The sequence below is a fragment of the Suipraeoptans intestinalis genome, from assembly GCF_034091795.1.
Taxonomy (GTDB): Bacteria; Bacillota; Clostridia; order Lachnospirales; family Lachnospiraceae; genus Suipraeoptans; species Suipraeoptans intestinalis.
The window spans coordinates 72372-84695 of the sequence record NZ_JAXFXH010000027.1; the positions used below are offsets into that span (position 1 = coordinate 72372).

General features: G+C 46.2%; 10 protein-coding genes and 1 pseudogene. All 11 read left to right on the forward strand.

Translation table 11 applies throughout. The features are described from left to right. Window positions 1–16 precede the first annotated feature (16 nt). Window positions 17–2689 (forward strand): glycosyltransferase family 4 protein, encoded by a 2673-nt coding sequence (locus SOW26_RS09545; RefSeq protein WP_276959880.1) that lies wholly within the window; start codon window positions 17–19, stop codon window positions 2687–2689. Between the two features lie 194 nt (window positions 2690–2883). Continuing rightward, window positions 2884–3855, forward strand: coding sequence for a glycosyltransferase family 2 protein (locus SOW26_RS09550; protein WP_276959881.1), 972 nt, complete (start codon window positions 2884–2886; stop codon window positions 3853–3855). Window positions 3856–3862: 7 nt separating this feature from the next. Continuing rightward, window positions 3863–5137, forward strand: coding sequence for a rhamnosyltransferase WsaF family glycosyltransferase (locus tag SOW26_RS09555; RefSeq protein ID WP_320652302.1), 1275 nt, complete (start codon window positions 3863–3865; stop codon window positions 5135–5137). Further along, entirely contained in the window at window positions 5112–6254 is a 1143-nt protein-coding gene (locus SOW26_RS09560; protein ID WP_276959883.1) for a glycosyltransferase family 4 protein, read from the forward strand. Before SOW26_RS09555 ends, SOW26_RS09560 begins: the two co-directional genes overlap by 26 nt. After that, entirely contained in the window at window positions 6241–7179 is a 939-nt protein-coding gene (locus SOW26_RS09565; RefSeq protein WP_276959884.1) for an NAD-dependent epimerase/dehydratase family protein, read from the forward strand. Before SOW26_RS09560 ends, SOW26_RS09565 begins: the two co-directional genes overlap by 14 nt. Window positions 7180–7203: 24 nt before the next feature. Beyond that, a complete protein-coding gene (locus SOW26_RS09570; RefSeq protein ID WP_320652303.1) occupies window positions 7204–7788 on the forward strand; it encodes a GerMN domain-containing protein in 585 nt (194 codons plus the stop codon). Window positions 7789–7902: 114 nt separating this feature from the next. After that, a complete protein-coding gene (gene rfbA, locus SOW26_RS09575) occupies window positions 7903–8799 on the forward strand; it encodes a glucose-1-phosphate thymidylyltransferase RfbA (RefSeq protein ID WP_154475821.1) in 897 nt (298 codons plus the stop codon). Between the two features lie 28 nt (window positions 8800–8827). Beyond that, window positions 8828–9856, forward strand: a complete 1029-nt coding sequence (gene rfbB, locus SOW26_RS09580) for a dTDP-glucose 4,6-dehydratase (protein WP_154475819.1) — start codon at window positions 8828–8830, stop codon at window positions 9854–9856. A 2-nt stretch (window positions 9857–9858) separates the two neighbouring features. After that, a complete protein-coding gene (rfbD, locus tag SOW26_RS09585) occupies window positions 9859–10800 on the forward strand; it encodes a dTDP-4-dehydrorhamnose reductase (protein WP_276958725.1) in 942 nt (313 codons plus the stop codon). 11 nt (window positions 10801–10811) lie between these two features. Then, window positions 10812–11429, forward strand: coding sequence for a dTDP-4-dehydrorhamnose 3,5-epimerase (gene rfbC / locus SOW26_RS09590; RefSeq protein ID WP_154475815.1), 618 nt, complete (start codon window positions 10812–10814; stop codon window positions 11427–11429). A gap of 16 nt (window positions 11430–11445) precedes the next feature. Continuing rightward, window positions 11446–12324, forward strand: a pseudogene (locus SOW26_RS09595) (hypothetical protein); the annotation flags it as partial.

Sequence of the window (12324 nt, forward strand, 5' to 3'; positions counted from 1 at the left end):
AGCGAGGGGGAGACCGATGGAAGAGATTATGAGTAGCTGCAGGATAACCGGAGGGCGTGTGGTAAAACTCTGTGGCATCAGGAAAGCAGGGAAACTGTGGAGATACAAGAATGCCGACCCGCAGATTCATATAGAGTTTTACGAGCCGATCCGCAGTTTTTTGTTTTGCTGTGAAACAGGCGAAATGAAGCCGCAGAAACAAATGGTTACCATTTATTACAGAAGGCCGGGGGAAAGCTTTTCAGAGGTGAACACACACAAGCTGGAGATCGTAGAATATGACAGGACAGACAGGAAAATCTGCATGGATTTCCCTGTCAGAGAGATTCGTATCGATCCGGCAGAAGAAAAAGGGAGCTGTGAGATTCGGCAGTTCCAAATACACCCCCTAGAAGAAAAAACAACGGAGCAGAGTCTGCGGGAAAAAATACCGGGAGAGCAGGGAAATAAAAAGGTAATTTTCGTGACACATGATCTTTCGCAGACAGGGGCTCCGCTTCTGGTACACAACATAGCGGCTGGATTTAAAAAGAGAGGCTATGATGTGGTCGTTCTGTCAGGATATTCGGGAAATGGGTTTTTGGAAGAAAAATATGAAACCTTGGATATTCCAGTGATCGTATTGAGACCAAACCAGGAGGGCTATTTTTGTGTGAGCGGAAAGCCTTTACCTCTTTTTGAGAAGAAGGTACAGAAGGAACCGTTTGAAGAGATGGTGATCCGACTGCTGGCAGAAAAAGGGTATGGGACTGCCATTAGCAATACAATCGTTTCCGGCGAATATACGGAACTGATGAAAGACTATGGGCTAAAGGTGGTTTCATTGATCCATGAGATGAAAACAAGTATCACATTATACAATTTTATGGAAGGCGGAAGACAAATTGAAAGAAATGCGGATTACATTGTATTCCCCAATCGTTTTGTAGAAGAGGATTTTAAAGCGCTGTTTCCAGGCGTAAAGGGAAGGTGCCTGATAAGACCGCAGGGGATTTATCTGAAGCAGGAGAAGAATGGAGATACAGAACTTTTACAGCAGTTGGGAGTGGGAGAAGACGGCAGGTTTATCGTAAGTCTCGGAAGTGCAGAGTTGAGAAAAGGTGTGGATCTTTTTGTTAGTGGGGCGATTCTTTTCTTGAATCGGAATCCGGATACAGATATATGCTTCATATGGGTGGGAAACTTCAGCAGTGAAGAATTAAGAAGCTGGCTACTGGATCAGGTGGAGCGGAGCGGGTGGAAGGACAGGATCCATCTGATCCCCTTTATCCGAGATGCGTCTACCTACAAATCCATATTGAACCGCGCAGAGATTTTTTGGGCGATCTCCAGAGAGGATCCGTTTCCCTCTACCGTATTGGAGGCGATGGATGAGAAGATCCCGGTGGTCGGGTTTAAAGGTACGGGAGGAATCCAGATCATGCTGGAAGAAGAAAGAGGCGGACTGGCAGAGGCGTTTGATCTGGGACAGCTGACAGAATGGACAGAAAAGATCCTTTCCGACATCCAATTAAGGAAACAGATGACGGAAAAAGCGAAACAATATGTAGAAAAACTGGATTTTGAAGAATATGTGGACTTTCTGAAAGAACTTTCTGAGAGAGAGAAGGTAGTGGCGTTTAGCTTGAATCTGCAGGAATGGACAGAAGAATTCCCTGTTGGCGGAATCGTGGCAAAGAACCAGGAAGAGAAAGAAAAGGAATTGGAAAGAGCGATCGCAGGAAGCCGCTTTAAACGAAGAAACAAGGAAATAGGAAAAGAGTTGGTGATCCTGGATACAGCAGCAGGATCCGAAAGCTGTGGAGACAGAATCATTGTAGATAGCTGCGTGGCAGTGTGTACGGAAATTTTCTCAGGGAAGCAATTGAGAAAGAGTCCTGCATATGCATACGATCCGGCACTAAAGCTCCAGGAAGATGAAGTGAAAATACTGTGCGGGTCGGATTTTTTGATGGCAGAAAAGAGAGGATATCGGGAATTTGCAGGCGGGATAAAGAAGTATAGAAATATCTGCCTGATGGGCGCAGATGCCTGTCAGCTGGGAATTGACCAGAACATTAGTGAATATAGTAAAAAACTGCTGCGCTATATCCTCCATTCCAAATACCTGCACGCGGTTCAAGATGAAAGAACCAGACGGATCCTGGAGCAGATTGGAATAAAAAATGTAGTGAATACGGGATGCCCGTCTCTGTGGAAGCTGACCAAGGAACATTGCAGAACGATCCCGACGGACAAGGGGAAGAGTGTGGTTGTTGCCTTGGAGGACGGAGGAGGCGACGAAAAGAGAGATCTGCTTCTGCTGCAGATGTTGGGAACCTTTTATAAAGAAGTGTACATATGGATCCGGAGAAAATCGGATTACCATTATCTCCGACGTAGTGCAGATATGGAAAAATGCAAGATTATCCTGCCATCGTTGGAAAATCTGGATAAAGTTCTGAGCAGAGAGGGAGTCGATTACATCGGAACCCAGATGTATGCAGGGATTCGAAGTCTTGGTTTTGGAAGAAGATCCTTGATTATAGGAGAAAGTGACAAGGCAGAGGCGTTTGCAGTAGAGTCGAATCTTCCGTTTTTAAGAAAAAATGCATTGGAGGATGGTCTGGAACATTGGATCATGGACAAAAAAAGAACAGAAATCCGCATACCTGATAAAGAGATTGAGATGTGGAAAAAGCAGTTTTAGAGAAGATGGGTATGGAGTAGATTCTTGTCATTTTGTGAGAAGAATGCTATAATCGGGGGAGTTGTGCCAGCGGTAGTTCTTGCCGCCGTCGGCTTGTAGCTGAAAGATATTTTGCCGGGCGTCGCTATTCCAGCTGCAGGCAGAGAATGTGGACTGTATCGTGTGTACATTGCGGAAAACCAAGGAGAGACAAAATGGATGTTTCAATTGTAATCCCTACCAAAAACGGGGGAAAGCTTTTTCGCCAGGTGCTGGACATGGTGTTTCGGCAGGAAACGGACTATTCTTACGAAGTGATCTGTGTAGATTCCGGATCCAGAGATGAAACACTGCGAATCATTCGGGAGTACCCCTGCGCTCTTTATCAAATTTTGCCGGAGGAATTCGGACATGGAAAAACACGGAATTTTGGAGCGTCCAAAGGGACGGGAACCTATATTGTATTCTTGACTCAGGATGCACTTCCTGCGGGCGTTTTCTGGCTTCAGAATCTTATTCGTGCGATGGAAAAAGATCAGGACATTGCGGGAGGTTTTGGGAAGCATCTGCCATATCCCGGATGCAATGTTTTTGATGTGAGAGATCTTACCCTGCATTTTGAAAATTTTGGAAAAAAAGATACGATTTATTTTCTGGGAGATCGAGAGCGCTATGCCAGAGAAGAAGGGTATCGTCATATGCTTGCTTTCTTTTCTGATAACAATGCATGCTTGAGAAGAAGTATCTGGGAGGTATATCCTTATGCGGATGTAGAATTTGCAGAGGATCAGATCTGGATGCGAAAAATGATAGAGGCGGGATATAAAAAGGTATATTGTCCTTTGGCGGCAGTCTACCACTCCCATGACTATGATGTCAGAACATTTTATCAGCGATACTATGACGAACACAAGGGACTGTATCAGCTGCATGGATATGAAGTTGCAGGGTCCTGGTCCGAACTGTTTGTGCGGTGGATGAGACATGTGCGGATGGATATAAACTATTTAAGGACTCTGTCCATGGGAGGAAAAGAGAAACTCCGGTGGACCATTTATTCTATCCGGAGAAATTACGCCAGGTATTATGGAGGATATAAAGGGAGCAAATATCATACCTATTCTCCTGATAAGCAGAAGCGCCTGGATAAAAAACTGTCTCAGCAGTACAGGCAGAGAAAGGCATAAATCAAACATGGATGTACATATCATACGCAGGGGAATTCGATTTATCCGACGAAGAGGGATAGAAGGGATCTTTGAAAAGCTTCACTTAAAAAAACAGAAAAAGCAGGTGATCAGGCCCTACAGGTTTTTGTTGGAAGAAGAGGAGATCCCGTTTCAGGAAAAGGTCTATGAAAAAAAGAAGGATCACAGGATAAAGCTGCTAAACTGGATCATTCCCGATATGGGAGAGGGCGGAGGAGGGCATATGAATATCTTTCGCTTTATTTCCTTGTTGGAGAACAGAGGGTTTCATAGCAGATTGTATCTGTTTCAATCGTCCTTTTATTTTGATAACACGATGGTGCGAAATTACCTGAGGAATAAATTTCCTTTGCTGGACAGCAAAGTAGAGGCTTTTTGGGACACGAGGTATGCAGATTTTGCACATGCTACCATTGCAACCTCCTGGGAAACGGCTTATTACGTAAGGCGCTTTCAGAATACAATCTCCAAATTTTATTTTGTGCAGGATTATGAGCCCTATTTTTATCCGCTGGGATCGCAGTATCAACTGGCGGAAAATACATATAGCTTTGGCCTGCGAGGGATCGCAGCAGGAAGCTGGATAAAGAAGATGCTGGAAAATAAACACGGAATGTTTTGTGAAAGTGTCGGATTTTCATACGATAAAGATGTTTATGTGGCCAGAAAGAGGAAAAAAGGGAAAAAGAGAGTCTTTTTCTATGCCAGACCGACTACTCCCAGACGGTGCTTTGAAATAGGATTTCTGGCGTTGTATCTGCTGACGAGGCGGATGCCACAGGTGGAAGTCATATTTGCAGGATGGGATCTGTCGGGCATAGAGATTCCTTTTTGCTACAGGGATCTTAAGATCACAGATGTCGGCAGATTGGCGAAGGCCTTTAGCAGCAGCGACCTGTGTATGGCTCTTTCGGATACAAATCTGTCCTTACTGCCTTTAGAGATCATGGGAGCCGGGTCGGTGGTGGTGTCTTCTTCCGGAGACAATACCTCTTGGCTTCTCAACAAGGAGAATTCTATTCTGGTAGAACATGACCCGGTGGACATTGCGGATAAAATGGAGTATTATCTTACTCATGAGAGAGAACTGTGCCGAATCAGAGAAAATGGAATGAAATTTGCAAGACAGACCTCATGGGAAGAAGAAGCGAAAAAAATGGGACGGATCTTCTTGGAGGGAATACAGGAAGATCGGGAACGGATCGATCACAGACGGAAAAAGAAGGACGGCGGATTTGAGCAGAAAACAGAACAAAATTGATTTTGTCAGGCATTATGGATTTACCATAGAAAAAACAGAAGAAAAATTCGATAGAAAGATGTATAATGAAGTAAAAGACAGTCCTGTGAAGCTACTGAATTGGATCATTCCCGATATGGGGGAAGGATCCGGCGGCCACATCAACATCTTTCGGTTTGTATCGGGATTAGAAGATCGTGGGTTTCACAGCAGAATCTATCTGTATCGTTCGGAAAAGTTCAGAGACGACAGAGAGATCCGCAGATTTTTGAGAGAAAAATTCCCCTCTCTGGATGATCGGGTAGAGATTTATCAGGATGTTAAAAGTATGACATTTGCTCATGGGACAGTGGCCACCTCCTGGGAGACGGCTTACTGCCTCAGAAGGTTTCATAATACCGTTTCCAAGTTCTATTTTGTACAGGACTACGAACCTTACTTTTATGCCAGAGGAAGTGAGTATGAGATGGCAAAAAGGACCTACCGCTTTGGATTTCGGGGGATTTTTGCAGGAGACTGGCTGAAAGACAAGCTGCGGGATGAATTTGGGATGCAGGGAGACTGCTATCGGTTTTCTTACGACAGAGAGCTTTACCACAGAAAATGTAAAACACATGAGAAGAGAAGAATCTTCTTTTACGCCAGACCGGTTACGCCAAGAAGAGACTTTGAACTGGGGATTATAGCAATTGCAAAACTGCTGAAAAAGCTGCCGGATACAGAGGTAGTATTGGCAGGTTGGGATGTGGGAGAAATGGATATCCCATTTCCTTATCGCAATCTTGGGATCGTAAATGTAAGTGACCTGTCAGAGGTTTATGCCAACTGTGACTTATGCCTCGTTCTATCCCACACCAACCTGTCGCTGCTTCCCTTAGAGATCATGGCCTCTGGTTCTGTGGCTGTATGTTCCGAGGGAGATAACAGCACATGGCTTCTCAACGACAGAAATTCGATTCTGGTAAAGTTCGATGTAGAAGAGATCGCGGCACGTCTGGAGTACTATTTGACTCATCGGGAGGAACTGGCTGTGATTCGGGAGGCGGGATTTCTTTCTGCGCAGGAAACATCCTGGGAGGAAGCGATAGACAAGGTACAGACTATGATGACAGAAGGAATAAGGGATGACGAACAGTAAACATATATTGATCCTGGGGGGGAATGGATTCATTGGAAGAAATCTGGCCAGGCATTTGAGCAGAAGAGCAGATCTGAAAATCTATACATTTGATATAACGGCACCGGAAGAAAGAGTGCCGGATGTTACCCCAATTATGGGAAACTTTTTTAATGATGAAGTTCTGGATCAGGCTCTGGAGGGAATTCATCTGGTGGTTCATGCTATCAGTACCATCCATCCGGGGAATTCCAATGAAAAATACATGCAGGGTTATGGGAAAGATTTTTTGCAGACTGTGAAGTTGTGTGAGATGCTGGTGAGACGGAACATTTCCATGCTGTTTATTTCTTCGGGAGGAGCTGTGTATGGAGATCTGGACTGCCAGCCCATCAAAGAATCGGACAGTCCTATGCCTATGAATCACTATGGATGTATGAAACTGTGCTGTGAGAATGTGATCCGTACTTTTAACAGACAGTTCCACAAAAAGATGAGGATTGCAAGAGTTTCCAATCCATACGGACCTGGTCAGAATTATCAAAAAGGGGTAGGGTTTGTGGATGCGGCTGTAAAAAAGGCATTGACGCGGCAGGAGCTGGAAATATGGGGAGACGGTGAGAATATCAGAGATTATATACACATAGATGATGTTTGTCGGATGATGGAAGCGCTGATCGACTATGAAGGAGAAGAAGAGATCTTTCATGTGAGCTCCGGAAGAGGAATCAGTCAGAACCAGGTGGTGGGAACGCTGGCGAATATGGATCGGGCGGTAAAAGTAACATATCGCCAGGCAAGAAGCGTAGATGTCAGAAAGGTGGTTCTTGATAATACCAAGATAAAAAAGCTGTTTCCGGGAGATGTTCTGGAATTTGAGGAGGGAGTAGACAAGTATCTCAGATACCTGGAAGATCTCAAAGATCGAAAGGATACAGCGAAGTAGGGAGACAATGCAGGAGGAGAAGGTATGAAGAAATTAAAATGGGTGATCCTGTTGGGGATGAGTGCTGTATTAGCATTTGGATGTCAGAAACAGCAGGAAAAAAAAGTAGTAAAGCAGACGACGGAAAAAAGTGCAGAAGAAAAAACACAGAAAAAGGAGAAAGAAACTTCCGAGATAAAGGACGAGGCAGACATGACGAAGCCGGCACAGCAACCATCTCAGGAACCGCAGGTGGTGCAGAAGATAACAGTCTATGTTTCCAATGAAAATGCGGATGGATTTGTACAGGAGGAGGCAGAAGTAAGCAGCCTGACAGCAGAGGAAGTGCTGAGATGTCTGACGGAAAAAAAAGTGATTCCATCAGGGATTCAGGCAAATACCTGTCAGGTGGTTCAGATCAACGGACAGTCCCTGCTGCATCTGGATCTGAATATGGCTTTTCAGAGCTACGTGGAAACGATGGGAACCACAGGGGAATACCTTACGATCGGAGGAGTGGCCAATACATTTATGACAGCCTATGGCTGCACCGGCATACAGATCACAGTAGATGGGGAGATGCTGGGAACAGGTCATGCAGAATACCCGGGATATTTGTCGATGTTTTAGCTTTTGTCTGTTAAAAGAAGAGGAGAACAGGGATGTTTCCGAAGGGAGAGGATATGTTCTGCAAAAATACGGACAAGCTATACAAATAAAAGGATGTTAAAGGAGGTAACTTACATGAAAGGAATTATTCTGGCAGGAGGCTCTGGTACGAGGCTCTACCCACTGACGAGAGTCACATCGAAGCAGCTTCTGCCGATCTACGATAAGCCGATGATCTATTACCCGATGTCTGTTCTGATGAATGCGGGGATCCGGGAAATCCTGATCATTTCCACGCCGCAGGATACACCCAGGTTCCAGGAACTTTTGGGAGACGGGCAACAGTTTGGGGTGCAGCTGTCCTATGCAGTGCAGCCAAGCCCGGACGGACTGGCACAGGCATTCATCATTGGGGAGGAATTTATCGGAAAAGATACCGTTGCCATGGTGCTGGGAGACAATATTTTTGCCGGTCATGGTCTGAAAAAAAGACTGCAGGCCGCTGTGGAAAATGCCAGCTCAGGAAAAGGGGCGACGGTGTTTGGATATTATGTGGATGATCCGGAAAGGTTCGGAATCGTGGAGTTTGACAGACAGGGAAGGGCAATTTCCATTGAAGAGAAACCCCAGAAGCCAAAGAGCAACTATTGCGTGACCGGACTGTACTTTTACGACAATAAGGTGGTGGAGTATGCCAAAGCGCTGAAGCCAAGCGCCAGAGGGGAACTGGAGATCACCGACCTGAACCGGGTCTATCTGGAAGAAAACCGATTGAACGTGGAGCTTTTGGGACAGGGATTTACCTGGCTGGACACAGGAACCCATGAGAGCCTGGTGGAAGCGACAAACTTTGTAAAGACGGTGGAATCCCATCAGCACCGGAAGATCGCATGCCTGGAGGAGATCGCGTTTCTCAATGGATGGATCTCCCAGGAAGATGTACTGGAAGTGTATGAAGTGTTAAAGAAAAACCAGTATGGACAATACTTGAAAGACGTAATTGATGGAAAGTACCAGGACGGACTGTATTAGGAATATAGCAGAGAAAAGGAGAAAAAGAATGACGATAATCGTAACCGGAGGAGCCGGATTTATAGGAAGCAACTTTGTATTTCATATGTTAGACAAATACCCGGAATACCGGATCGTGTGTCTGGACAGCCTGACCTACGCAGGGAACCTGTCCACACTGGCATCCGTTATGGACAACCCCAATTTCCGGTTCGTCAAGGCCAGCATTACAGACAGAGAAGCGGTATTCCGTCTGTTTGAAGAAGAGAAGCCGGATATGGTGGTTAATTTTGCGGCAGAAAGCCATGTAGACCGTTCCATTGAAGATCCGGAAGTATTTCTGGATACCAACATCAAGGGGACGGCGGTGCTGATGGATGCCTGCAGGACTTATGGGATCAAGAGATACCATCAGGTATCTACAGATGAGGTATACGGAGACCTTCCGCTGGACAGACCGGATCTGTTCTTTACAGAGGAAACGCCGATCCATACCAGCAGCCCCTATAGCTCTTCCAAGGCTGCGGCAGACCTGTTGGTGCTGGCATATCACAGAACCTATGGACTTCCGGTGACCATCAGCAGATGTTCCAATAACTACGGACCCTACCACTTCCCGGAAAAGCTGATCCCTCTGATGATCGCAAATGCACTGAACGATAAACCTCTTCCGGTCTACGGAAAAGGGGAAAATGTCAGAGACTGGCTGTATGTGGAAGACCACTGCAAAGCCATCGATCTGATCATCCACAAGGGAAAAGTGGGAGAAGTCTATAACATTGGCGGCCATAATGAAATGGCAAATATCGACATCGTAAAGATGATCTGTAAGGCGCTGGACAAGCCGGAAAGCCTGATCACATATGTGGCGGACAGGAAGGGACATGATATGCGCTACGCCATTGATCCGGCTAAGATCCACAGAGAGCTGGGATGGCTTCCTGAAACCAAATTTGCAGACGGGATCCAGAAAACCATTCGGTGGTATCTGGAACATAAAGAGTGGTGGGAGACTATCCTGTCAGGAGAATACCAGAACTATTACGAGAAGATGTACGGAAACAGGGAGGGCATGTAGGCATGAAGGTATTGGTAACAGGCGTTGCCGGGCAGTTGGGGCATGACGTTATGAACGAACTGGCAGCCCGTGGAATAGAAGGAATCGGCTCTGATATCCGGGAAACTTACAGCGGTGTGGAAGATGGGACTGCCGTGACCCGTATGCCTTATGTACAGATGGATATCACGGAAGAGATGTCCGTGCAAAAAGTTCTGTCAGAGACGGCGCCGGATGTGGTGGTGCACTGTGCTGCCTGGACGGCGGTGGATGCGGCGGAAGAAGAAGCAAACAGAGAGATCGTTTACAAAGTGAATGTGCTTGGTACGAAGCATATTGCAAGCGCCTGCAAAGCACTGGGATGCAAAATGGTGTATATCAGCACGGACTATGTGTTTGACGGGCAGGGAGAAAAGCCGTGGGATCCGGACTGCAAGGAGTATGCTCCGCTCAACGTATACGGGGAGACAAAGTTAAAGGGAGAACTGGCAGTCTCCGAGTGCCTGGATCAATATTTTATCGTGCGGATCGCATGGGTCTTTGGAAAAAATGGAAAGAATTTTATCAAGACCATGCTGGATCTGGGAAAGACCAGGAATGCCTTAAAGGTGGTGTGCGATCAGATCGGGACGCCTACCTATACGCTGGATCTGGCAAGGCTCCTGGTAGATATGATCCTGACAGAAAAGTATGGATACTATCATGCCACCAACGAGGGAGAATACATCAGCTGGTATGAGTTTACCAAGGCGATTTTTCGACAGGCCAGGGAATTGGGGCATGAAGCCTATGATGCGTCCAGACTTACCGTGACGCCGGTGACTACGGCAGAATACGGAGTTTCCAAGGCGGCGCGGCCCTTTAATAGCCGGCTGGACCGCAGCAAGCTGACGGCGTCGGGATTTGCGCCTCTGCCCACATGGCAGGACGCTCTCGCCAGATATTTGAAAGAAATAGATTATTAAGGAGCAAGTGTATGGGACAGATCAAAGTAGAAAGAAATGCAGGCGGAATTCAGGGGCTGTGTATCATTGAACCGGCCGTGCATGGAGATTCCAGAGGCTATTTTATGGAGACCTATAATCAAAAGGACATGGAAGAGGCGGGATTGTCCATGAAGTTTGTCCAGGACAATCAATCCTGCTCCCGAAAAGGAGTGTTGCGTGGTCTGCATTTTCAGAAAGAATTTCCACAGGGAAAGCTGGTGCGTGCCATTAAGGGAAGTGTGTTTGATGTGGCAGTGGATCTGAGGAAGGGAAGCAGTACCTTTGGAAAGTGGTTCGGTGTAGAGTTGACGGAAGAAAATAAAAAGCAGTTTTATATTCCGGAAGGATTTGCCCACGGCTTTCTGGTATTGAGTGATGTGGCAGAATTTTGCTACAAATGCACAGACTTTTACCATCCGGGAGATGAAGGCGGACTGGCATGGAACGATCCTGAAATCGGCGTGGAGTGGCCCGAACTGTCGGGAACATATGCAGGAAGCGCCTCGTCGGAAGGATATTGCATGAAGGACGGGACGCCTCTGCTTTTAAGCGAAAAGGATCAGCTGTGGGAAGGGATCGACAGGACCTTTCATTTTGGAGAAGAATAAGAAGAGGGCTGTGAAAGTGAAAAAAACAAAATGGTGGAATAAAATAATCGGAATGTGGTGCATGGCAGCATTTCTGGCTCTGCTCTCATGGAATGTGCAGGCAGAAGAAAACCAAAGCCAGCCGGTAGCTGAAGATGTGATAGGATCTTCTGAGGCAGACAGCCAGGTATCAGGAGAAGAGCAGGCGGACGGGAAAACAGAGGAAGCAGTGGTTCCCGGACAGGAAGAAAAGAAGGAACCGGCTGGAGAAGTTACTGAAAAAAAACAATCGGAATCTGAAAGGACTGATCCATCAGAAGAAGAAAAGACCTACAAAGGATGGATCCAAAAGGAGTCAGGCTGGTACTATTATGCGGTGCAGGGACAGAGGTACACCGGCTGGTTGTCTGATCGGGGAAACTGGTTTTATCTGGATGGTAGTGACAAGAACTTTCCCGGCCGGATGATTGCCTCCGGAGACAAAAAAATAGACGGGAAATACTATGTGTTTGATGCAAATGGGATCATGCAGACAGGCTGGCAGTTGCAGGGAGAAAACTGGTTTTACCATGTGAAAAGCGGAGAAAGAGCAACTGGTTGGATGTTTGATATGGGGAACTGGTACTATCTGGATGGCATGGATCTGACGTTTCCGGGAAGAATGCTAAAATCTGAGGAAAAACAGATTGGAGAAGCCGATTACCGTTTTCAGGAAAATGGAAGCATGAAAAAGGGATGGCATCAGGAAAGTGAAGGATGGTACTACTATAAAGACAATGGGATGAAAATCCTGAAGGGATGGGAATATATTTCCGGAAGATGGTATTATTTTCTGGAAGGGGCAGAAGACTCCTATAAGGGTCTGATGCTTTTGAAGAAGCAGGAAGAAATAGAGGGGAAAACCTACTATTTTGAC